This is a genomic window from Flavobacterium mesophilum (genome assembly GCF_039581405.1).
GTDB lineage: Bacteria > Bacteroidota > Bacteroidia > Flavobacteriales > Flavobacteriaceae > Flavobacterium.
Genome location: NZ_JBCPXZ010000003.1, coordinates 779549 through 806375, shown reverse-complemented (window position 1 = coordinate 806375; position 26827 = coordinate 779549). Strand labels below are relative to the sequence as shown.

Annotated in this window: 7 protein-coding genes; all 7 read right to left on the bottom strand. The window is 37.2% G+C overall.

Annotated features, from left to right (window positions below):
- Window positions 1–200 precede the first annotated feature (200 nt).
- Window positions 201–704, bottom strand: coding sequence for a hypothetical protein (locus AAYQ19_RS12370; RefSeq protein WP_343536629.1), 504 nt, complete (start codon window positions 702–704; stop codon window positions 201–203).
- 6 nt (window positions 705–710) lie between these two features.
- A complete protein-coding gene (locus AAYQ19_RS12365) occupies window positions 711–1409 on the bottom strand; it encodes a pirin family protein (RefSeq protein ID WP_343536628.1) in 699 nt (232 codons plus the stop codon).
- 20 nt (window positions 1410–1429) lie between these two features.
- A complete protein-coding gene (locus AAYQ19_RS12360; protein WP_343536626.1) occupies window positions 1430–2173 on the bottom strand; it encodes a dioxygenase family protein in 744 nt (247 codons plus the stop codon).
- A gap of 294 nt (window positions 2174–2467) precedes the next feature.
- Entirely contained in the window at window positions 2468–3157 is a 690-nt protein-coding gene (locus AAYQ19_RS12355; RefSeq protein WP_343536624.1) for a LytR/AlgR family response regulator transcription factor, read from the bottom strand.
- Entirely contained in the window at window positions 3154–3939 is a 786-nt protein-coding gene (locus AAYQ19_RS12350) for a sensor histidine kinase (RefSeq protein ID WP_343536622.1), read from the bottom strand. Before AAYQ19_RS12350 ends, AAYQ19_RS12355 begins: the two co-directional genes overlap by 4 nt.
- 464 nt (window positions 3940–4403) lie before the next feature.
- The gene (locus tag AAYQ19_RS12345) at window positions 4404–5378 is read right to left on the bottom strand and encodes a PorP/SprF family type IX secretion system membrane protein (RefSeq protein WP_343536620.1); all 975 of its coding nucleotides are present in this window, start codon (window positions 5376–5378) and stop codon (window positions 4404–4406) included.
- Between the two features lie 43 nt (window positions 5379–5421).
- Window positions 5422–26817, bottom strand: coding sequence for a T9SS type B sorting domain-containing protein (locus tag AAYQ19_RS12340; protein ID WP_343536619.1), 21396 nt, complete (start codon window positions 26815–26817; stop codon window positions 5422–5424).
- Window positions 26818–26827 lie beyond the last annotated feature (10 nt).

Sequence of the window (26827 nt, the reverse complement as noted above, 5' to 3'; positions counted from 1 at the left end):
GGATAAACCAAAAAATCAATAATTAAAAGAACGAAAACGTTATAATTTCACAAATAAATTGGTTTATTAAATATTAAACACAATTTTAAGTACAAATTTCACATCTTCTTAAACATAAAAAAACCTTTCCTGTCTTGCAGACCGACAGAAAAGGCAAAAAATGAAACGAATAATTTCTGTTTTTTTGAAACTAAAGCTTACTAATTATTTTTAATATAACAAATCGATAAATTCTTTTGAACTGGAAACATAATGGTTTCATATTCATTGACATCATCGCTATCCAACGATATAAGATAATTTCCCTCCACAATTCCGAAATACGACAACAAAGGCGAATAAAACGTAATTCCGATTTTATGTTTTGATAAATCGGTACGATCTGTATTTATAATATCAAGCTGATAATTAATAAAAGGAAAATAATTATTGCCTAAAACATCGGTTACGCGGTGAAACTTCCCTTTCAGTTGGTCCACATAACCGCTTGCTGCAATTCCGATTAAAAAATGCAGTTTCTCTGCTTTTGGATTTTCTGCCAATAATTCTCGGAACTTATTTTTCGGATTTGTTTCTAAATTGAATTGTTGACTCTGCATTTGATATTCTTTGAAAGTGTCTTCAAAAACATATTTGTCCCACAAAAAAGAAGAAGAATTATCAATAACGATGCGATATGCCAATTTTATTTTCTTGATTTGCATCTTTTACTATTTCTGATTTAGTGGAACTTCTATTACCAACAAAACGGCATTTTCAGACAAAGCTTCCCATTCGATGGTTGAAGTTTTTTTTATCCCTAATCCGTCTTTAGCTTCTAAAAGTCGATTTTCGACTTCAAAAGCACCATGAATCACAAATACAAAAACACCATTGTCGGCATTTTTCAAAGTATAAAAACCTTCTTTTCTTCCATCATAAATCCCGATGAAACCAATGGCCCTTTCAATTTCGAATAAATTATTCAGTTTATTATGTGCATTGAAATCAAATTTATATTGCTGAAAATAATTTTTGAAATACTGTCTTCCCATCTGAAAATCAATTTCAAGATAGCTCACATTTTCTTCTTTATATGGATTAAAGATTTCAACTTCTAAATCGTCATCAGCTGCAATAACACGTATTTGATCGACGCGCAAAAACTCCTCATTACCAATAGAATCCTTATATTCAATTCCGCCAAATAGTGGCAAAATGATTAGATTCGTATTTGAACTTATACCTCTTGTAATTTGCTGTTGTGGAGCCAATATTACCTCGTTTAAGATTTTTAAAGACCCAAATCCGTTTCTGGATAAATCTTGGTAACGTTCAAAATTAAAAGTCGCAAAACGATTGTGCTTCGCAGAATTGAAAACACCTCTTGCGTCTGACTTATAAATTTGAGCTGGAATTTGCGTTATCATTTTTTTATTCGTTTAAAAAACTATCCTGCAACGTTTATTGTGTGTGTTAAAACAAAACCCTCACTTACACTTCCAGTTATAGTTGACATTTCTTTTGCAGTTGAATCAGAAAACACATTATCAGAGGCATTATAGGTATAACCCGTCAATCCTTTTGTATAGCCATTTGCCGATGATGCGTTTACTAGTGCGACCGCACTGTTTGAACCTTCAGGAAAAGCAATTTGAGTTACCAATAAAGATGTTCCGCTGGCATTGTAAATATGCACGTGAATATGCGTCGCTCTACCCGAATACCAACCCGGAAAAATAGACGTAAATGTGACCAATCCATTTTCGTCTGTGGTTTGTCTTCCTCTTAAAAAATGAACTGACGTATAATTCACAGACTGCATTGAAGTTCCACCATATTCAGAGTAATATCCGTCTTTGTCACAATGCCAAATATCTACAATCGCGTTTTTTAAAGCGGCGCAACTTGCATTTGTATTCTTAATCGTGATTTTGATTGTAAATGCAACACCCGTACGATCCATTGTAATGTTTGATTTCACTAAAGACGATGGCGTAATAGTTGGAAACGGCCCTGCAGTTTCAGATGGAGTTACAGAACAATCGCCAGAAGATGAATCTGAACCAGAAGACGAATCAGTACCAGTTGAAGAACCAGAATCATCATCTTTACTGCAAGAGTTAATGATTGGAATCGCTAAAGATGAAATTCCCATTAAACCCAAACCTCTTAAAAACTCTTTTCTTTTCATTGCTTTTATTTTTTAAATGTTATACCAATAGAATGATTAACAGTTATTTTCGAGTAAAATTATTCGAAATTAAAGCGTTGGAAAAAGTTTGAGGTAAACGATAAAATTTATGAGGTAAACAAGGAAAAATTTGTTTTTTGTAGTAAAAATAAGTCGGTTAAAACGAATTGTGGAAAATGGAACACAGATGATACGGATCGAACAGATTGGCACAGATTTATTTTATTCTGAAGCAAAACTCAAATTTGATTGATCTCTGTAAACCCCTTTAATCTGTGGTATTTGTGGTCAATATTATTTCTTGTCCAAAAGTTCAAAAAAAGCTTCTTCGTAACTAGCGCTAATCGGAATTTCAGCAGTATCAATAGTAATTATTTTATTTCTGATTTTCTCCACTTTAGAAATCGGAATGATAAAGGAACGATGAACTCTAACAAACTCCGTATCTGGCAGTTTTTGAAGCATCGCTTTTAAAGTCATTCTTGCAACAACCGTTTTTTGATTTTGAATATGAATTTTTACGTAATCGTCTAAACCTTCGATATACAAAATATCCGAAAACAAAATTTTGATCAAACTGTAATCGGCGCGAATGAAAAGATATTGCTGTTCAATGTTTTGATTCTGCTGTTTCCATTGCGAAAAAGCCTTTTCGGCAGCTTGTTGAAAACGAGAAAGTGAAATGGGTTTTAAAAGATAATCTGTTGCACTCAAAGTAAAACCTTCAACAGCAAATTCAGAATAAGCGGTTGTAAAAATCACCATGGTCTTATTTGGAAGCTTTTTGTAAAAATCCAATCCTGAAATTGACGGCATATTGATATCCAAAAACAATAAATCGACCGGATATTTCTTAAGATATTTAAACGCTTCATCAGATTTCGTAAAGACTTTTTCCAGTTCTATGTAATCAATCGTGTCACATAAACTCTGGAGAATTTCTAATGCCAATGGCTCATCATCTAATGCGATTGCTTTTATCATCCTACTTTTATAGATAAATTTACAACGTATTTTTCTGGAGTATCTTCAATTTTGAGCTGATGCTTGTTTGGATAAACCAATTTTAATCTTTCAATTGTATTCTGAAGTCCAATTCCCGATTCAGATTGAACAGAGAAGGTCTTTTTATTAGAAACAAATAACGTTAACTGTTCTTCAATAATATCAATACGAATACAAATTTCAGAAGTTTGATCTGGATTTACACCATATTTGAAAGCATTTTCGATAAAAGAGATTAAAATAAGCGGCGTAATTTGTTTCCCGAAAGTACTTCCTGTTACTTTATAATCTACTAAAACGGTATTTCCTAGTCGTGTTTTTTGCAAAGAAATAAAATTGTTGATATAATTGATTTCTTTAGTCAAATCAATCACTTCATCATTAGAATTGGTCATAATATAACGCATTAATTCTGAAAGTTGTACAACTGCATCGGGTGTTTTATCATCTTTTTTTAAAGCCAAAGCATAAATGCTGTTCAAAGTATTGAATAAAAAATGCGGATTGATTTGCGCTTTCAAGAAAGCCAATTCTGATTTCACTTTTTCTTTCTCAACACTTTGCAATCTCCCACTAATCGCAAAAAGCAGACTTGATACTACTCCAATTAAATATACTAAAGCTGTATGTCCGTACTGTGTTGGCGGGCCACCCACAAAATCAAAAGGCATTTCTTTAACCATCGATGGGGCCGGACGAAAACCTTTAGGAAAATGAAATGGACGATCGCCAAAATGCGGTTCATGACTTCTAAAATCCAAAAAATTACGATCTGGATGGTCTAAAGTGGTTGATATCCAAAGAAAAAACAAGAGAAATCCAAAAATGCTCAAATAATAAATGAACTTCTTTTCGGAAAAATAAAATCTCGGAATTAAGAAATAGTAGTTAAAATAGAAAAAACAAAGTAGTGTAAAATAGATGAAAAAGTAAATGCGGTCATGCGCGTTTGTGTATAAATGCGGCAACGAAAAAATAGTATTTGTCGATGTGAAGGCATACGGCAAAAATAAAAAAGCGAGGCACAAAACAATGTGTTTCGCGTAAAGTGAAAATTTTGCTTTCATAAATCAAATTTGATTTATCATTTTGACGATGCAAACTGATACTATTCAAATTTAATGTTATTGTAAGTTTATTTCAAATTATTGCGGTAAAAACACATAATGTTGCGACTCGCTTTGTAATAATGGCTTATTTGGCCTAAGAAATGGTTTTGTTCTTATTAATCGTGAACTGGACTCTGCGTACAAGGACAGTTGCTGATAGCCTGCAAGAAATCAAAACCTATAGTTACTACGTGAGTACCTGTATTGTAATTTCCAAGATCGTTGAACATCACTTGGTATGAATATCCAAAGTAAAATCTAGATTTCATAAAACCAGCCATTGGCCCAACAGATAACGGTTTTGGGAATTGGTCATTTAACATACGATATGAAACTCCAACCCAGTAATAATCTTCATAACGATTGTAACGTCGGTATTTGAAGTTAAAATCGGTTGTAGAACGTTTATCACTTGCAAAGTATTGATAAAAGATAGATGGTTCATATTCGATTCGTCTATTTTCCCCGTCGTTAAAAACATATCCTGTGTAAACTTGATAGTTTGAAAGCAAGTTAGGCTCTACACCACGGTATTTATCTACATTTTTCTTTAATACGTTATTCGCATTGAAACTCAAATAGAAGTTTTTATTACGATATAAAGCACTAATGTCAAAGTTGTTGTTTCCCGTATAACGATTATCTGTTACCGATGGATCAAGAATAGGATGTTCAATCGTATTATTAAATTCATCAATATCAATTCTGAAACTGTTGAAGTTATACGAAATACCGAAAGACAAATACTGCTTACCATAATAATCCAGAATCAAGTGATGCGCAAAAGAAACTTTGGCACCTGTTTGTCTTGTGTATCCGTTTTTATCATTATAAAGCGAAATTCCAACCCCTGAACGATCTAGAATTCTAAAATCGGCATATAAAGATTGGTTTTCAGGCGCATCTTTAATTCCGACCCATTGCGTCAAACCATTTGCTCTAATCCGAAGGTTATCTCCAATACCGGCATAAGCAGGTGAAAGTACAAACGGGTTATCAGCTAAATACTGCGTAAACACTGGTAGGTTTAACTCTTGGCTGTAACTTGTTGTTACAGCCATGAGTACTAGGGATAAAATAAACTTTTTCATTGTAATAATTTTTTTAGATAACATCATAGGGGCAATTATTTTGTTATCTGTATAAAGTGAAATGTCCAACAAACTCTCTTGCATCTTTCTCGTCATTTAGTTTAAGAACATACCAGTAATCACCAGAAGGCAATTCCTCACCATTGTATCTTCCGTCCCATTTTTGACCATAGTGATATTTAGCAATTACACGACCGTATCTATCAAAGATTGAGAATTCAAGGTTGTTGTAAATATTAGTACAACCAGGACCCCAAGTATCGTAAACACCATCTCCGTTAGGAGTAAAGTAATTGTCTAAGCAAACATCAATATATTTCATTGGTACTGTAATCGTTGCTGTACATCCGTTTTGATCTCTAACTACTATTACATAATCACCAGATTTGTAGATTTTGAATTTAGTAGAAGAGCTAAACGGTTCTCCATTGAAACTATACTCATAAGCTGGAGCTCCACCTGTTGCAACTACTGAAATAACGTTCATTTCAGGTTTACCTGCGGCTAAAGCAATTGCCAATGGTTTAACAGCTTTAATTTCGAAACTTACTGTTGGAACTTCACATCCATTAGTATGTCTAGCTGTTACGTAGTGATTACCTGGAGCAAGATTAGTGAAAATATTGCTTGATTGGTAAGCACCAGTCGCATCAAGTTTGTAATCTACGTCTGCTGGGTTTGTAATACTTGCATCAACAGTGATAGTTACTCTGTTAGCAGCATGATTATCCACACAGTCATAGTTTATTTCCGCTTTCGGATCTAGAACAACCGGCAATGGCATATTAATTTCAACATAGTTCATACATCCAGCCGCATCTGTAAAGTAAACTGTATGTTTACCACCTGTCAATTTAGTAAAGTCAAATATTGTTTGACCTACTGCACCATTTGTAAATGGTCCTTTTTCAACATCAAGACTTACTTTGTATGGAGCTGTACCACCTAAAATCTCAACACTAAATGCACCATCTTTATCACCAACACAAACTTCAGGAATCATAGAGTTTGGAACTTCTTTTCCTCTCAATAATTCTGGTTGCGTAATTGTGAAATCATGTAAGATGAAACATCCGTTTGCATCCTGAACAATTACTTGGTAATTACCAGGTGATAATTTCTCGAATACATGAACATCATCAAATTGGTTCAAGTTTGGAGAAAGAGCATATTTGATAACTCCTGTTCCACCTTGAGCAAGAATTTCTAATTTACCATTGTTTTCACCGAAGCAAGAAACATTAGTCACATTAAACTGAGCAGTTACTGGCGTTGCAGGCTCTGTGATAACAATAGCTTTAGATGTAAATGTACAATCTTGGCTATCAACTTTTACACTGTATGTTCCAATTGCAAGATTCTCGAATCTTCCATCTGCCTGAGCTGGGCGAATTGCAGTTCCAGCATTGTTTAACAATGTGTAACGGTAATTTCCAAGACCACCAATAGCTTTTGCAACAATTACTCCTGTTGTTTCACCCTGACATTTCACAACTGCATTAGTTACATCTAACTCTAATGTTAGAGGAACAAGAGGATCGATTTTAACTGCATTAGAAACAAATCCAACGCAACCACTAGCATCTTTCACATAGTATTGGTATGTACCAACTGGAACATCAAATGATACTGAAGATGCAAACGTTCCGATAACAGTTGCAAAGTTAGCCGTTGTACTATAAGTATAAGGCGCTTTCCCACCTGTTGCACCCAAAGTAATCTGAGACTGCGTCATACATGTTTGTACTCTTGAAACATCTAATGTTGCTTGAACTTCTGTCGGCTCGCTAATAACGATTGTTGCAGAAGTAGCCTCACAAGAGTATCCATCAGTAACTGTTATTGTATAAGTTCCTGCACTTAAGTTAGAGAATACTCTACCTGATTGTGGTCCTGAAACAATAACTGGATTTGCAGATACAATGTTCAATGTGTACATGTAGTTGCTTCCTTGTCCGCCTGTTGGCTGATTAACTGTAATTACGCCATCTTTACTTCCGAAGCATGATAACATTGATGCATTTGCACTTGCAGTTACCACAATTGGAGCAGGAACTACTAATTGAACATTAGTTGTTGCGATACATCCATTTTCATCTTTAACATTGATCGTATAGTTTCCAGCTGTTAAACCAGTAAACTCAAACTTATCAGAGTATGTGATATGAACAGTAGGACCTACTAATTCATATTGGTAATTTGTACCCCATCCGCCAGTAGCTGATGCCGAAATCTCTCCATCATTGTTACCCGTGATACAAGTAATTTCAGATTTAGTCGTCGTTACTGCTAAAGGAGCTAATGGTTGCTGAATTGTAAATACATTCGTAACTGTACACTCTGGTCTTCCAACCAATTTAGCTGTTACAGAATATTGACCTGCTTTTAATCCTGTAATTCTAACCGGACCAGCATTAGCTGCAGTTCCAGTAATTGTTACTGGACCAGTAATTGTGTAGGTAAATGAACCTGCATCATTTGTTGGATTTAATTGGTTGTCAACAAACATTAAATCAACACTTCCGTCTGCATCTCCATAACAAAGCTCGTCTTTAACCGGCGTTACGTCAATCTCAAATGTATTAGGATCAAATACAAAATGGAAATCCTTAATTGTACATCCTGTTGTTGGATTGAAAATACTTACCGCATAGTTTCCGATCGCTAATCCTGAGAATAATCCCGTAGAGTTCGTTTGATTGAAAACAGTTCCTGATACACCTGAAACTGTATATACCAATCCTGTTGGAGTTCCACCTGTTGTAGCAACAGAAACTTGAATAGTTTCATTATTAATACAAGTAATTGGAGTCACAACATTTACATTAACCTTATCCATAGTAATGAAAGGTGCAATTACAATTGGAGCAGTAGAAGTACCTTCACAACCTTTGCTGTCAAATACTCTTACGCTATAAGTACCACCTGTAAGATCCGTTTCATTGTAGACATTAGAACTACTACTTTGAACAACTGTTCCGTTCTTACTGAATTCATATAGAATATAAGGAGCAGTACCACCAGTCACAGAATTAACTGTAATACTTGCAAAATTTGTTGTATTTGTTCCCGTAGTACATACAAAAGATGAAACTGTTGGTGCATTCACTACAATAGGAGCTGGTTGAATAATTCTAGTATCAACCTGAGCATTACATCCTCTTCCTGAAGTTACTTTAACTGTATAATCTCCAGCCTGAAGGTTATCGAAAACATTCTCTTCTTGAGGACCTACACTTACTGGAACTCCACCAATAGTAGTTCCTGTTAAAGTATATGTATAAACAGGGTTATCGTTTACGCCAGGTGCATTAGGAGCCAAGTGAACAATAATACGTCCATTTGATTCTCCGTTACAATTAACATCTGTTTTCTCTAAATTCAAGCCTGTAATAAGAGTAGCTGCTTTCATTTCAACAGTAACAATATCTTTACAACCTGTCGTCAAATCCTCTACAGTAATAGTATGAGAACCTGCTGCCATATTATTGAATGTTGCAGTTGTTCCAGCAACTACTGGAATATAAGCTCCTGAAGTATATCTATAATTTCCAGATCCTCCAGTAGCTTTAGCCACAATTCTTCCGTCAGGGAAATCACAGCTTGGCAATTTCTGAACATCTAATTGTAAATCAAGAGCACCGCTAATAACTACAGCACCTGTTACAGTAGTTGTACATCCGTTAGCATCTCTTACAGTAATATCATAAGATCCTGAAGAATTTACACTGAATGTAGGACTTGATTGGAATCCTCCACCAATACTGTATTCAAATGGTCCTACTCCTGAAGTTACTGTAACTGTGAAATCATATGTTCCTGCTGCGCTAGGACATTGACTTGTTACACTTGCAGTAATACCGCTTGGAAGTGGCGCTGTTGAAATATTTTGTGTTTGTACTAAAGTTGTACATCCGTTAAGATCTTTCACATAAACATCCCATGCTAAAACAGTTCCGTTATTAGTATCTACAACAATTTTGCTATCACTACTGAATGCTGTTGGAGCGGCAGTTCCATTAGCTACAGCTGCATATCCGTATGCCGGAGTACCACCTGTTGCAGTTACTGTAATTGTTGCATTTTTATTATTACAAGTAATGTTTGTTGCTGTCATTGTAAAATTCAATGGTGCAACTGGCTGGTTAACGATAAAGTTAGAAACGTTGTCAGTACATCCTGATGTATTATCAGTAACTGTGAACGTGTAACTAGCCGCAGTTAATCCTGTATATGTTACCACATCACCTGTTTTTGTAAATGTTCCATTATTTGGTGACAATGCAAATGTATAATTCGCAGGAGCAATATAATTGCTGATTGTGAATGCAATAGAACCTGTAGCTCCTCCATTACACAATACGTCACTCATTAACTGTGCATCAACATTAATTTCGCTTGCTTTTTTAACTTCAATAGAACTTAAAGTACTACATCCATTAGTATCTGTAACCTTAATTTGATATGTTCCAGGTAACAGATTAGCAAAACTTCCTGTCGCATTTGATGTTGCTGAAGCAGCTGGCTGAACTATAGCATAGTTATATGGAGCCACACCTCCAACAATATTGCTCACTGTTATCGTAGCCGCTCCTCCCACTGTATTACAGTAAATTGGTGTAGCCGAAAGATCAAATTTCGTTGGTGGATTGTATGCAGGAACTGTTACAGATCCTGTCGCTCTACATCCATTAACATCAACCACAACATAATTAATTGTTGACGCTGCATTTACAATGTGAGTTGGAGAACTTCCAAATGTCACACCGTTATCAAAACTATAGCTATATGGTCCTGTACCATCATGAGCTGTTAGTGTAACCAAAGCATCTTTTGCAATGTTAGATGGATCACATCCAAATGGTGAAACAACATTTGCTGCTGTTAAAACAACAGGTTCGTTGATATTCACATTAACAGAAGCTGACGAACATCCTTTTGCATCCATAACTGAAATTGCATAAGTTCCTTTACTTAATCCAGCAAAAATATTAGAGTTAACAAAAGTTCCTCCATTAATACTGTATTTATAAGGTGCAACGCCATTTGAAGCTGTTACAGTAATACTTCCGTTTGAATCACCTTGACACAATGCATCTACAACTGCTGTATTAAACATTGGAATCGTAAGCGGTGTTACTACTACCGGAACAGAAACTGCCTCACAAGTTACTGCGTCTTTTACTCTGAAAGTATAAGTTCCAGCTGTACTTGTAACAAATGGTAATGCTGTAACTGGTTGGTAAATTCCACTGTTATTAAGATCATATTCGAAAGAATATGTTCCTGCACCTGTACCTTGTGTTGCTTTCAATGTAATTGTAGCATTGTTTGTTGTACAATTCAAATCTTGTGTAAGAGTTGCTTGTATCAACAATTCTTGTCTTAATACATAAGTAGCTTTTGCCACACAACCATTACCATCTTTTATAAAGAATTCATAAGTTCCTGGCGCGTTTAATGTAAAGTTAGGACTAGCATAATAACCATTACCTATACTATACATTGGTGGTGTTGCGATTGATGGATCAGTCGTTCCAGTAATTGTAATTGGAACTGGTCCACCAGTGTAGCAATACACATTAGCATTAGGATCAATTGTTGGCGCCGCATGTTTTGTAATCGTGATAGTTGTTTTATCAGAACAAATCAAGTTTGCATCTTGTACATAAACATCCCAATCATTTGCACCTAAATCATCATAAGCTAAAACAGTACTATTACTAGTTGTATAGTCTGAAGCTACCGGAGTAACTCCAGTTTTAACAAATGCATATTTATATACTGGAGTTCCACCTGTTGCTTGAACCGTAACAATAGAACCTAAGTAACAATTTGCAGGAGTTTTAGAAACTAAAGCAACCTCTAGTATCGCTGGTTGAGCAACATCGATCGTAGCCGTAGCTGGACAACCTGTAATAGCATCAATCACCGAAAGTGTGTAAGTATTAGCTGGCAAATTAGTTACTGTGATAACGTCACCAACTTGCGTTGCAGTACCTACAGCCGGACTTAATGAATATGTAAATCCACCTGCTTTGTTTTCAACTGTAAACTTAATTGAACCATCAGCGCCACCATTACAAGAAACATTTTTAATTAATGAACTTGCAACTGTAATATTTGTAACCGGAGCCACTGTATAAGACTCATTATAAGTACATCCGTTTGCATCTGTAATCTGGAATACATACGTATCTGGATCTAGATTGGCGAATGTAGTTCCTGGCTGTTTAGCTCTTACAATTGGAGATAGGATCTCATATTGGAATGGCGCAACACCATTTGTATGACTTGTAATCTCAACTGTACCATTTACTAAACAAGTAACAGGAACTGTTGTTGCGAATGTCAAGTCTGTAGGTGGGTTCAATGCCGGTACGTTCACACCGTTTGTGATGGTAACCGTACATCCGTTGGCATCCTTAACCATTACATCAAATGTAGCTCCTGCGAATGTCTCGTAGGTAGCGGTTGAAGAATAGCTTGCCCCATTGTCATAGCTGTACTGGTATGGCGTAGTTCCGCCTGACGGCACAACCGTAACCACAGCCTTTGATGGCGCGTTGCCTGACGTACATGATAAAGCAGTTGTCACTGATGATGTAGCTGTCAATAATGTCGGCTCAGTAATAGTTACAGGAACTTTCGCTGAAACGCATCCCTTAGCATCCATTACCTGGATATCGTAATTTCCTGCTGCCAAATCTGTAAATGTATCGGCAGTGCTGAAAGCTTTCAATATAGTAGCTCCTTGCGATAATTGGTATTTGTATGGAGAAATTCCGTCAGCAGCCGTAACTACGATGCTTCCGTTGCTTCCGCCTTTGCAGCTTACATTTGTTTGTGCAAATGTTGCTGTCGGAGTTGTTGTCGGTGTCACTGTGATAATATTTGACACAGCCATACATCCCTGAGAATCGGTAACTCTGAATTTATATGTTCCAGCCGCATAAGCCGCAGGAAGAGCCACATAAGTTCCGCTGTTGTTGATTTCAACCTCATAAGTAGGATAAACTCCTGTTCCTCCGCCTGGAGTCAATTTGATGTCTGCAGCCAAAGTACATGTCAGATCCTGAAGAAGCTCTGCCACCAAAGTAACCTGAGGCTTAACTTCATAACTAACGATATTTGATTCGCATCCGTTGCCATCAATAATGCTTAATTGATATGTTCCCGGAGCTGTGATATTATAAATAGGGCTCGTCTGAACCGATCCATTGATTGAATATTTCGGTGTTCCAACCGGTACTGTCTGGCCAACTGACAAATCAATCGCGATTGCTACGCCTTGGAAACAAACTGGAGCTGGTGCAACAATTGTTGGAGAAGCATCCTTAACGATTGAGATCTGAAGCGGCGCTGTGATAACACAGTTGTGGGCATCCTTAACATAAACATCCCAATCCAATGAAGTTGCAGGATTCAGCATAGCGCTGTCAGAGCTTGTATAAGTTCCTGCACCTGCACCTCTTACCACGAATGAGTAAGTATATGGAGCTGTTCCGCCTGAAGCCACAACGCTTGCCTGAGCATCTGCATTACAGTTCGCGTTCACAAAAGGATTGGCAACTAACGACAATGCAGCTGGCTGGCCTACCGTAATTGATGCCGTAGCCGTACATTGAGTCGTATTGTCTGTAACCTGCAATACATAGTTTCCTGCAACCAAGCCAGTAGCAGTAACAACGTTTCCAGACAGTGCAAGCGTGCCTGTACCTGTCGTGAAAGCATAAGTGAATGCTCCTGTATTGTTTGAAACAGTGAATGTTGCAGAACCGTCATTGCCTCCATTACAAGAAACATCTGCAGTCAATTGTCCTGCAACCGCAATATTGGTTACCGGATCTATCGTATATGATTCCTCATAAGTACAGTTGTTCGCGTCTTTTACTTCAAACAAGTATGTACCTGCTGGCAAGTTGGTGAATATACCGCTTGCCGCACCAGAAACGTTTCCAGTTTGTGAAGCAGGAGACAAGATCGCAAATGATTTTGTTCCAACTCCGTTCTGTACGTTGCTGATCGTAACCGTACTGGTTTGTCTAGCTGCCGGCAGGCAGTAGATTGGTGTTCCAACTATATCCATATCAGTCGGCGGGTTCAATGCCGGTACGTTCACACCGTTTGTGATGGTAACCGTACATCCGTTGGCATCCTTAACCATTACATCAAATGTAGCTCCTGCGAATGTCTCGTAGGTAGCGGTTGAAGAATAGCTTGCCCCATTGTCATAGCTGTACTGGTATGGCGTAGTTCCGCCTGACGGCACAACCGTAACCACAGCCTTTGATGGCGCGTTGCCTGACGTACATGATAAAGCAGTTGTCACTGATGACGTAGCTGACAAGATTGTTGGCTGACCAATAGTAATTGGTTTAGTAACTGTACATTCTCTTGCATCTTTAACTCTTACTACATAAGTAGTTTTTGCTGGCAAGTTTTTAAATTCATTTGAATCTTGGTATGCTCTAACAATAGTTGCCCCATCTTCTAATTGGTATTTAAATGGACCAACACCTGTAGCAACAACTGCCGTAATCGTTCCGTCAGAACCTCCATTACAACTAGTATTTACAGAAGAAACTGCAAAGTCTATTGTTGGAATAGCATCTAAGTTGATTGTATAAGTTGCTTGACAGTTTTTAGCATCAGTAACTGTAAACACGTACGTACCAATACTACTTGCTGTTAAAACATTACCTGGTACAGCTGGTACCGCAGTACTTGTACCTCCATTATAAGTATATGTATAAACATAAGGACTATAACCATCTGTAGCTGTTAAAGTAAATTGAGCATCTTCACTTCCAACGATACAGCTTAAATCTCTAGTTTGTTTAACATCAAGTTTAAGTTGTGGTTTAACCTCAAATGGTATTGTAGCAGTACATCCTTTACCGTCTTTAATTACTAAATTGTAAGTTCCTGCAGCATTAAATGTAAAATCTGGTGAAGTTTGGAATACACTTCCATTTACACTATATGTTGCACCACCAACAATTGCAGAATCAACCGTTCCAGGAATTGTAAATGTAAATGGAACACCTGTATAACAGATAGCTGGTGGAACATTGATTGTTGGGTCTTTATATTTGAAAACTTTTACAGTTACAAATTTGATACAACCAAAAGCATCTTTCGTGTAAACATCATAATCGATTCCTGTAACACTTCCTGCTCTAGTGAATGTATTGCTTGATACCCAAGCAGTAGTCGAAGGAGAATCTCCTGCCGCAACTACTTGATAAGTATAAGGTCCTGTTCCATCCTTTGCCTGAGCTGAAATAGTTCCTAAATTCGTACAGTCTGCAATTGAAGTAGCTGAAGCTGAAAGTGATAAATCAATAGCTGATTCTTCAATTGTAAAGTTTGTTTTTGAAACTACTGAACAACCAACATTAGGTCCATTGATCTCTTCAACCAATATATAGTATGTTCCAGTACCTAATGATCCAATCGTAATATCGCTAGTTGTTGCTCCCGCAGCTAAATTCGTTATAGTAGTAGGTGGAACAATTTCAACATTCGTAAATGCCTGATGAATTGAATAACGTACATCTACAGTAGCGGCAAGATAGTTATTTTTAATAGCAAATTTAATGCTTCCATTACCCGCATTTTTACAAGTAATATTACTAGCGACATCCTTCACAACTTCCAATTGAGAATTAGTTGGAATTGGATCTGGTGCTGCTTGGAAGTAGTAACATCCAGTACTTTCAGAATAAACAATAAAAGTATATGATATACCCGGTGTTAAGCCAGTATAAACTGCTTGTCTAGGAGATGTTTCGCCTATCCAGCCATTTGTTCCATCAGCAACAAACAGAGGAGTGCTTGGACCTTTATAGATATTAAAATGGAATGGTCCTGCTCCAGCGTAAGCACCGTCAATTGTAATAGTAGCTGAGCCACCAGTAGCTGAACAACTTGCAGCAGTATCAATTGTAATTCCAACACTAGTAAGTGGTGCTGCAATCAAAACGTCCTTCTTAAATACAGAACAACCATTTGTATCAACAACTCTAATTTGGTAAAAACCAAAATCAACAACTTCAAATATAACACTAGTACCTGGAATACCATGAGCCTCACCCACATAACCATTAACTCCAGTAACATAGTAATCATAAGGACCAGTACCACCGGTTACTGATTGAATGATGATTTCTCCTTTTGATACACCACCTGTACTTGCATCACAGTGCATATCGTTTTTATCCCAAACCACTACTAAAGCTGGTGGTTCAGAAATAGTAATATTTTTAGTTACTGAACATCCTTTTGCATCTGTAACTTTAACACTATAATTACCCGCAGCTAAACCAGATGTTTGTGTTCCATAAGGATGACCTGTAGTCGTATTTAAAACTTCTATTGTGTAAGGAGCAAGTCCTTTAGTTTGATCGATCACAATATTTAATGATCCAGATTCATCTTTGTTACAAAGAATATCTGGTCCTTTAGTCATAGTGAAATCAGGATTAACTGGTACAGTAATCTTAACAGGTACTGTTGTAGTGGTTGTACAACCAAGTCCATCAGTTACTGTGAAGATATAATCACCTGCATCATTTGTAGTCAAGACATTTCCAGATAGAGTTGCTGATGGTGCAACTGGTGAACTTGTGAATGAGTACGTATACACTCCATTACCACCACCTGCAGTTAAAGTAATTTTAGCTGCCTCATTTCCGGTAACACAAGTAATGTCTTTATCTAATCTAGCAGATAAAGTCAATTTATCATTAACGATAACTGGAGTAGTCGTTTGAGCCGTACATCCATTTGCGTCTTTTACCCAAATGTTATAAGTACCAGCCGTAGTAACCGCAAATGTATTACCTGCCTGATAAGAAGTTCCATTAATACTATATTGTAAAGTACCCGTTCCAGTACCGCTTGCAGTAATAGTATATGTACCAACTCCTAAACATTGGCCTACAGCAGAAGCTGTAACTGTTGGTGCATTATCTTTAGCAATTGTCACGTCTAATTTAACTTCACAATTGTTAGCATCTCTTACATAAACATCCCAATTTGTTGTTGCTGGGTCAAGATATGCAACGTTGCTTGGTCCAAAATCAGAAGCATTTGGTAATACTAAATCATGAACGAAAGCATATTTGTAAGCGATTGTTCCGCCCCCAGCAGTAACTGTTACTTTTGAAGTACCAACAAGACAGTTAGCATTAACTGTTGCATAACTTGCCGTTAAAGGGTTTGTTGGTTCACTAATCGTGATTGTAGCACTTGCAGGACAATGAGTAGTATTATCTTCTACAGAAACTGTATAATCACCAATAGACAATCCTGTCAAAGTAATCACATCTCCCGTAGTACTCATTGTGTATGGTAAACCTGTTGGGTTACTTGTAATTGCAACGGTGTAGTTTCCAGTAGCACTAAATCCTGAAACTGTGTATTTAGCAGATCCTGTCGAATCTCCTTTACATTTCACATCACTTAATTTACTAACTGCTACTGCAATCGGTGTAACCGGATTTACCGTCACCGATTTGGTGTCGTAGCATCCGTTGGCATCCGTAACCTTGAAAGTATAGGTCGCATTCGGTGCCAAGCCTGTGAATACTCCAGAGCTCGCTCCTGTAACATTGCCCACAGCAGATGCCGGTGCAGTGATAGCGTAAGCCAGTGTGCCAACTCCTGTCCCTGCTGTTGTCGTTACAGTAACTGTACTTGTGGTAGCTGTACATGTAACCGCTGAAGCAGTAGCTGTATTGATTTTTGGCGAATTCAATGGAGCCAATGTAATCGGCACCATTGGTGAAAGACAGCCGTTAGCGTCTTTTATGATAATATTGAAAGTTTGTGAAGCTCCATTGTCGTTTACTGACAATGTATTGCCTGCCACAAAGCTTGTTCCGTTGTTGTAGCTGTACGTATAAGCTCCCGTTCCGCCTGTTCCTGTAACTGTGATCAATGCTGATTGCTTTGCATTGGTTGCGCTACATGTGAACTTCGTCGCCGATGGAGTAGCCACGATAGCCGTAGGCTCTGTGATCGTAACATCAACACTTCCTGTACAGCCTTTGCTGTCTTTTACATAGAAAGTATGCAATCCTGCAGCAAGTCCTGTAAAGCTGTTGCTTGCGCCATATGTGCCTGCAAGAGAAGTGCTGTAAGAGTAAGATCCTGATCCGCCTGCTCCTCTCAACAATACAGATCCGTTCGAGCCTCCGTTGCAAGTAACGTTTACCTGAGTAGCCGTTACTGTAGGGTTGGTGATAGGGTTTACTGCAATAGAAACTATCTTCGTACAAGCCGGCGTATTTGAATCTGTGATCTCAAAATTATATGTTCCAGCTGTTGCAGCGTTTGCATAAACAATCTGAGTGCCCGTCACTGGAGTGCTAGAGCCGTAGGTTCCTGTTCCAGGATCAACTCTGTATGTGTATCCAGATTTTCCGCCTGAAATATCAACTGTGATTTCTGCATTCGGAGTAGCGCTGCAGTCCAGCTCTTTGCTCACCCTGATGGTAGCCGTCAATTGAGGGTAAACCATGATCGGAGTCGCTGAAGCCGTACAGTTATTGGCATCTTTTACCCAAACCGTGTAAGCTGTAGCCGAAGCAGAAACATTGAACACGTTGTTTGTTGAGAAGGCTCCGCCAACTCCGTTGATTCCGTACTGCAGCGTGCCTTTGCCTCCCGCTCCTGTAGCTGTGATCGTAAATCCGCTTCCTGAAGCCGTACACTGATTGCTCAATACTGCCGTTACCGTTGGAACCGGGTCAGAAGATAATGAAACCCCAACTAGGTCTGTACATCCGTTTGCATCTTTTACATATACATCCCAGTTCATGTTCGCCCCGCTGTTAGTATCAACTGTAAGGGTAGCGCTTGGGCCATAAGCCGCCGCTAATGGAGCCGCAGCATTATGCAGCACAACCGCATAGCTGTAGTTGGTTGTTCCGCCTGTAGCCGTAGCTGTGATTGTCGCGTTGTCATTGTTGCAGTTGATGTTTGTGGCAACTGCCGTAACATCCAATGCCAATGCTGGCTCGCCAATTACTATGCTAACTGAGTTCGTACAATCTGTAGCAAGGTCTTTTACCTCCACAGTGTACGTTCCTGCTGCTACGTTGTTTAATGTCAGCGTATTGCCAGATTTTGTCAACGTGCCTGTACCTAAAGTACCTGCCGTCAATGTGAATGAATAATTCCCAACTGTTGCAATTCCTGAAATGGTATAAGTACCTTTTCCTGTAGAAGTGCCCTTGCACGTAGCATCATTGTTCTTGTTGCCCGCGATAGCGATCACCGTAACCGGATTTACCGTCACCGATTTGGTGTCGTAGCATCCGTTGGCATCCGTAACCTTGAAAGTATAGGTCGCATTCGGTGCCAAGCCTGTGAATACTCCAGAGCTCGCTCCTGTAACATTGCCCACAGCAGATGCCGGTGCAGTGATAGCGTAAGCCAGTGTGCCAACTCCTGTCCCTGCTGTTGTCGTTACAGTAACTGTACTTGTGGTAGCTGTACATGTAACCGCTGAAGCAGTAGCTGTATTGATTTTTGGCGAATTCAATTTATTTAAAACAACTGATCCGTTTGTGATACATCCTTTTGCATCTTTAACAGAATAGTTGATCGTCTGGTCTGATCCATTGTCGTTTACTGTCAACGTTCTTCCCGCTCCATATCCACCGCCATTAAAGCTGTATTCGTATGGTGAAGTTCCTGTTGTAGGCACATTTATCGTTACCGAACCTGCAACTTTTGTATTAGTCGTGCTACAAGTAAAACCTGTTGATGTAGCACTAATTACTAATTTAGTTGGTTCTGTAATAGTAACTGTTACTTTACCAACACACCCTTTACTGTCTTTTACAAAGAAATCGTGATCACCTGCAACTAATCCTGTGAAAGAAGAAGCAGATCCATAAGTGATACCGTCTTTGCTATATTGATAATTCTGACCTCCTGTTAATGAACCTCCAGCTCCAATTAATTGTACTGAACCGTCTGTTCCTCCATTACAACTAACATTAATTACTGGGTTTGCTGTAACTGTTGGATTAGAAATAGAAAGTATTGGAGTAGTCGTTACAAATGTACAACCGTTCGCATCTGTAACTCTAATTAAGAATGTTCCAGCTGTTGAAGTCGTGTAAACATTAGAAGCCATTAAAGTATAAGTAGTTCCTCCATTTGTAGAAACTTCATATTTATAAGGAGCATTTCCTCCATTTCCATTAACCGTAATAGTTGCATCTGGACTTGTTGTAGAACAATCCAATTCTTTTACAGTGGTAGTTGCTGTTAATTGTGGATAAACTGTAATTGGTGTAGCTTGAGCAGTACAATTATTTGCATCTTTTACCCAAACAGTATATGGAGTTGCTGAAGCAGTAACATTGAAAACATTGTTTGAAGAGAACGCTCCTCCAACTCCGTTGATTCCGTATTGTAAAGCACCTGTACCTCCTGTACCTGTAGCAGTAATTGTAAAGCTATTTCCTGAACCCGTACATTGATTATTTAACACTGCTGTAACTGCAGGTACTGCATCTTTTAATATTTTAATAGATACAAAATCCGTACATCCGTTAGCATCTTTAATGTAAACATCCCAATCCATAACAGTACCATTAACTGTATTTACAGTTAATTTTGGATCTGTTCCGTAAGTTGATGGAGCAGCAGCGCCTTTTTGCACTACAGCATATGTATAACTAGTTGTTCCTCCTGTTCCAACTGCAGTAATAATTGTTGTATAATTATTACAGTTAACATTCGGTGCTGTTGCAGTAACATCTAAAACAGCAGCAGGCTGTGTTAAGTTTACTGTATATGAAGACTGACATTTTGTTGTTCTGTCTGTTGCTGTAATCGTATAAGAACCCACTGGTTGAGCTGCAGGTACACTAATCGTGTTATTCCCTGCTCCTGCTACGTTATTCGCACTTTGAATAGTAGTTCCTGAGCCATTTGTAATAACATAATCATATCTGCTCTTAATTCCGTTAATTGTAAACTGAATTGTTCCTGTACCACCATAACACTTAATGTTTGTAAGAACTGATCCTCCTGTAGTAATATCAGGAGATCCATTAACTGTATATGATTTTGTAAATGAACAACCTGTTTTAATATCTGTTGCTTGGAAAATATAATTTCCTGGAGTTAATGATTTAAACTCACCATCAGAATTAGTTGCTGTATCATATCCTGCTGGACCTGAAATAATCTGATAACGAATTGGCGCAGAAACACCACCTTTTACAGCAGCAATATTAACATGTCCTCCTGGAGGAGTTGTAGAACAATCATAACCGCTATCAGTAATAGTAATATCAGTAATTTGATATAAAGTCGCAATTGTAACACTTAATGGTCCAATTTGACAGTTATTATTGTCTTTAATATAAGCTGTTACTGTACCAGCAACTGATGTTGAATATGTATTAACAGAAGTAAAGTTTGAAGTTCCGTTGAAACTATATTGGTAAGGTCCTGTTCCTCCAGATCCTGTTACAGTAACAACAGCTGGAACTGTTCCAGTAGAACTACATGTAAGTTCTGTTGCAGAAATTGTTCCTTGAACAACTGTTGGTTCAGTTAATGTAATTGAACCAATTCCTGATTTACATCCTTTATTATCGATTACCTGGAATGGATAAGCAATTCCTGCTTTTAAACCAGTATATTTTATAGTAGATGAAAATGCACTATTATTAAAACTATAAGTATAACTTCCCGATCCTCCAGAAGCTACTAAAGTAACCTCTCCTGTAGAGCCACCATTACAAGCAATTTGTACTGGCTGTGCAACAACAGTTGGATTAGTAATAGCATCCACAGTAGCTGTAATTATAGCTTTACATGAAGTTGGGCTATTTGAATCTGAAATTTCAAATGTATAAGTTCCTGCAGAAGGAGCTGCATAATTAAATGAAGTTCCTGTAATACTTATACTAGATCCATAAGGATTTGAATCTAATTTCGCTCTGTAAGTATAAGGTGCTGTACCTCCAGAAACATCAACTTTAATAGTTGCTCCAGTTGTATTACAATCTAATGTTTTAGTAATAGTTGGAGTTGCTTTTAATTCTGGTGCAACAACAATATTACCGACTGTTGCTTTACAATTATTACTATCCGTTACTACTACACTGTGTGTTCCCACACCCACATTTGTAAATGTATTTGTTGTAACTCCAGCTGCACCATCTAAACTATATGTCAAAGTACCTGTTCCTGTAGCCGTCACAACAATTGTTGCTTTATCAGCAGCATCATAACATAAGTCTGATGTACTTGCTAAAGTTGCTGTAGGAGGTGTTGGAACATTAACAATAACTGCCGCAGAAGCTGCAGAAGGACAGTTATTCAAATCTTTTGCAACAATTGTATATGTTCCTGTTGGCACATCTGGGAATACTGCTGAATCCTGGAATGAAGTAATAACGGTAACACCATTTGCTGCTCTAAGCTCATATTTATAAGGAGTTGTACCTCCAGTAGCTGTAGCCGTAATTGTAGCACCAGTTGTACATGTTGGTGGGGTTGTAACCTGAGCTGTAACTGTAACCGGAGTAGGGGTTCCTACTGTTTTACTAAATGTTTTTGAACAGCTTCCCGCAGCGTCACTTTGAACTACAACCGTATAATTACCAGCTGTTAATCCATTGATTGTTACTGGAGATGTAGTAGAACTTTTTAAAGTTCCCCCATTTACAGAATAGTAAAAACTTCCGTTAAAATTTTGAGCTGTAATAGTAATAGAACCTGTGTTTCCACCGCTACAAGCTACATTTTGAATTGTTGGATCTAAAACAGTAAATGCTTTATCGCTTCCAACTTCAAATGGGAAATCTCTCGAAGATAAACATGATTTAGGTAATTGATAAACCGAAATATCATCAATCAATAAGTCGTTTCCGTTATATTCTAAACTTCCTGAACGAATAACAAATGTCAGGTTTGTATTATTTCCTGGATTTAAAGAAATTGTAGGAATCTCAATCCATTTTGTTCTGTTTGGGTCGTTTTTAGCTTCAGCAATTTTTCCAGTATCAACACGAGCAACAACATTTCCTGATGGATCCACTAATTCAAATCGAACAATTGGAGCCGCTCCGTCAACACCTGCGTTTAATAAATTGGCAACAGCCAAATCTACTTTTACTGGCTGATTTGGAATAACGTCAGCGATTGGTTTGCTATATAAAATACCGTAGTCACCCGCAGCCGAACCAATATTTACTAATAAATACCTTCCATCGGCAACAGTACCATTAGAAGTGTGATCTTTAAATGGATACCATGCTGTGTCGCTTCTCCAAAAGAAACTAGCTACAGAATATTGATTATCCTCAACAGATCTTGTAGGATTAGGGCAAGTATGAATATTTACATCTTGATTGTTAAAGCAATAAGCCGCCGCAATACCAGGACTGGTAGTAGGAGCTCCTCTTCCGAAATCTTCTTTTAATAAATTACTATAAGTAGATGCCGCAACAAGATTATATTTTACAACAATTTCATGAGAACCTGTCGGAATATTATTGAATACATTATTTGTAATAGGTGTATTTGCAACACCGTCTAAATAGTATTCATAAGTATAATTTGATCCTCCTGTATTTGTAACAGTTGCCGTTGTTTTTCCAGTTCCATCGCAATTGTAAACAACAGGAGCAATGGTAATTGTTGGATCTGCAGGTTTTGGATCTAATTTAACATTGTAAGGAATTGTATAAGTACATCCTACATTATCTTTAATAACAAGGATGTATGTTCCTTGTAAGACATCTTTTTCAGGAGATGACTGCCAAGTTGAACCTCCGTCAAAACTATATTGATAAGGAGCTACTCCACCTGAAACGTTTGTAATTCTTAATTTACCACCATTTCCACCTAGTGTACATCCTGCTAATTCTGCCACACCTCCAGAACCTGTTAATTCAGATGTTGGCGAATCAATTGTTATTACCTGAACTGGATCTGTACAAGTTGTTCCTGATAATGTATATTTTACTAAGACATTATAAGTACCTCCGCTTAAGTTTGAGAATGTTCCATTACTACTCCATGTTGAACCGTTATTAATACTATACTGCATTGTATAACCATTCTGCGCAGTAACATTAACTCTAATCTCACCTTTATCAGAATAACACTTAATATCTGTTTTACTGATGGTATATACTGGTTTAGGACTTGCTGTAAATGTAATCGAATTTGTTGCTTTACATCCATTTGCATCAGAAACACTAATATTATAAACTCCTCCTGCTGGCAACGTTGCGAATGTTACCGGAATTGTAGCACCTGTATAAAGTACATAATCTCCACCATTAAGTGAATAATAATATGGCGAAGTTCCTCCTGCGATAGTTAACTTAATGCCACCATCTTGACAAGCTGTTAAAGCTGGAGACATCGCAGGTGTTACAGTAAGTTTTGCAACAGAATTAATTGTAATATCCTGAGTTGCTGTACAACCATCATCAGTAATAACCTCTACCGTATAAGTACGACCAGTTGTTAATTGATCATATAAATATTGATTGTTTGAAATTTTTCCAGAAGTATTTACAAGTGTCTTAGGTGATTTTCTGTAAATATTAAAAGTATACTGAGGATCAGCATCGTTTGCTACAATTAATACCTGACCTAGATCACCATTACACAAAGGCTGAGATGCAGTAGCAGTCATACTGAAATCTCTTTTTCTAATTACAATATCACCAATATTAAAAATACAAGGATTGGTAGTTACACCAACTTGTTTGATATAAATAATATATGTTTTTTGTGTTACTCCTGTTCCCCAACCACTTCCGCTAATTGAAAATGTTGGACTAGACTGATAAGCACCTGGCACAGGATTAGCTGTTTGTTCAGCAATTGCATATTGGTACTGAGCAGATCCTCCACCAACAGTTATGCTTCCAGCTTTTCCACACATAATATCTTTATGTGTTTCTGTTGGATTAAATACGTTTTTATAAACATTGAAATAAAAACGGTTAAAACAACCACCAGTATAATTTAATGTCAAACGGAATTGACCTGATTGATCAGCTCTATAAGTAGGTCCTTCACCAACTTTTGTCCATGTACAAGAAGTTCCTTCGTTAGCACAGTTTTGGCTAGTTGATGCTGTACAGCTACTTTCATCTAGTTTCTCCCAAATAATTACGGAACCATCATTAATTCCTGTTGGAATATCTTTATATGAATTTGCCCCACACAAGAAAATGTTTGGTAACAACTTACCATTACTTGTACACTGTACTACTTGACTAGCATAATCGATAACAGGATTCGTAGCAATTCCTCCAAAAGGAACTACTGTAATTTCCTCTGTATAATCAGTACATGGTTTGTTTGCAATTCCTGTAACTTTATAAACACCAGGTTGCGTTACTGTAACAGATTGACCTGTTGCAGAAAATGACCCAGGTCCTGTCCAAGTGTAACTAGCATATCCGTCTGATGCTTTAATTACTTGGCTTGCGCTACATAAAACTACATTTTGTGTAAACTTACAATCTTTAACTCCAACTAAGAAGTTTGTAGATTGAGGTGTTCCAAGATTACATGAAGTATATGACGACAAACTCGGATCATCTGTAATTTGGTTTTTATTAATATCTCCCTTATAAGTAGCATAAGCTGAGTTCTTAATAATATTATCACAAGCATCACTCAATTCATTACAAGTAGGAACAACTTTTACGCTGAATCTAATTGTACTTCTAACAAATGGAGGACCAGGAATTAAATTCTTTTTAACTAAAGCGTCAGGAATTTTAAAAAGAATTGTTCTTGTTGCTGCATCATAAGTAACATTATTTGCAATTGTCATTCCTGTTGGAAGTGAAGTAATATCACCAGGGAAATTGAAATTAATGTTTTTTGGCAATACGTCCTTAATTACAAATTCTTTAGCATCATCATTACCTTGATTTTCAAATCCAATTACATAGTTTAATTGCTCTCCTAAAGTCACATCTTTTAAGCTAGCATCTGCACCATTTGTATCAAAAACTTGTTTTGTCAACAATATTGTTGGTTCGATAATTTCAACAGCAAAAGTTGACAAGAAAGCACCATAACCGTCACTAGAAGTCGTAAGCCTTAAAGTAGCGCCTGTTTCATCATTTGGAACAACACTATTTATTGCACCAGAACTTGATGGTGGATTTGGAATAATAACATGATCAATATCAAATCCCATAGTATTAGTACTATTAGGATTTCTTGATAAATAATGAGATCCATCAGCAGAAACTGTCGCATTAAAGAAGTTTCCTATTGGATTAACTGCATCATAGATAACTGTAAATGCACTTGATTTATTTGCTTTAAATTGTAAATCGTCACCTGTTTTAAGGTTATCACCTTCAAGAGCACCAACACCAATTTTTGCATTAACAGGAAATGGAGCTGGTAACGTTTGAAAACCATTTACCGTATAATCTACTGTTTTAATTCCTCCTGCATCTGGGTTAACACCTACATAACCGTCAAAAACAGAAATGAATTTACTTGGCATTGTTGGACTTTCGTAAATTACTACTAAAGACCATCCTCCAGCACCACCACCATCACGTTTTCCTAAAGCGGCACGTACATTACCTACTGTATAAACACCATCAGCATTTGCTAAACCTTGTAGAGTAGTCGTTACATCTTTAAAACATACATAAGGAGAATCTTTGAAAGAATTTTGAACATTAGTATAATTATATCCATCAAAAATAACTTCATCCGCTGTTACATTTTGATAGGTTCCTCCCGGTGTTTTAAATTTAATTGTTTTCCAAGTATCAGCAGGTCTTAATGAACCATCATATTTCTTTCCGCTATCAGTACTTCTTTCATAAGGATAAATAGCTGACCAATATAAACCTGCAAAAACAATTTTTTTACAACTATTATTAATTTTTAATTCAGCTTGAGATGAACTGAAAACCCCAGTTGCAGGGTCAACATTGATATATTCAACATTGTAATCATTGTTATCTCCAGGTGAATTAAATGGAGTATTAGCCTCAGCTGTCAGTGTCGCAAGATTGGTAACTGTTCCTGTAAATAGAACTCCTGTTTGAGGTGCTCCATTTCGATTATACGTTGGAGCAGTGTTTACCTTGTTAATAACAGTATTACCTATTAAAACAACATCTCCTTTAACTTTTATACTTCCTCCAGTAAGTCTCGGAGTAAAAGCTTTTCCAATCTGAGCGTTTACAGAAGTAAAACTTAAAAGCAAGAACAGAATAAACATCACTGCTTGCGATGCTTTTTTTCTATTTAAAGTCATTATTTTATCTAAACCGAAGTTCAAATTAGAAAAATAAAACTCTAAATCCTCTAGCTGACATTTTGCGTACGATAGTAGGTTCGTACCAAATGTAATGACAGTTTTTACACTTTTTAAGATAGTAGGTTTTTTCATGGTCTTCATT

Excerpts from the sequence above, each read along its gene's own strand:
- AAYQ19_RS12345 (WP_343536620.1), bottom strand. The coding sequence starts at position 5,378 with ATGAAAAAGTTTATTTTATCCCTAGTACTCATGGCTGTAACAACAAGT.
- AAYQ19_RS12360 (WP_343536626.1), bottom strand. The coding sequence starts at position 2,173 with ATGAAAAGAAAAGAGTTTTTAAGAGGTTTGGGTTTAATGGGAATTTCA.
- AAYQ19_RS12365 (WP_343536628.1), bottom strand. The coding sequence starts at position 1,409 with ATGATAACGCAAATTCCAGCTCAAATTTATAAGTCAGACGCAAGAGGT.
- AAYQ19_RS12355 (WP_343536624.1), bottom strand. The coding sequence starts at position 3,157 with ATGATAAAAGCAATCGCATTAGATGATGAGCCATTGGCATTAGAAATT.
- AAYQ19_RS12370 (WP_343536629.1), bottom strand. The coding sequence starts at position 704 with ATGCAAATCAAGAAAATAAAATTGGCATATCGCATCGTTATTGATAAT.
- AAYQ19_RS12340 (WP_343536619.1), bottom strand. The coding sequence starts at position 26,817 with ATGAAAAAACCTACTATCTTAAAAAGTGTAAAAACTGTCATTACATTT.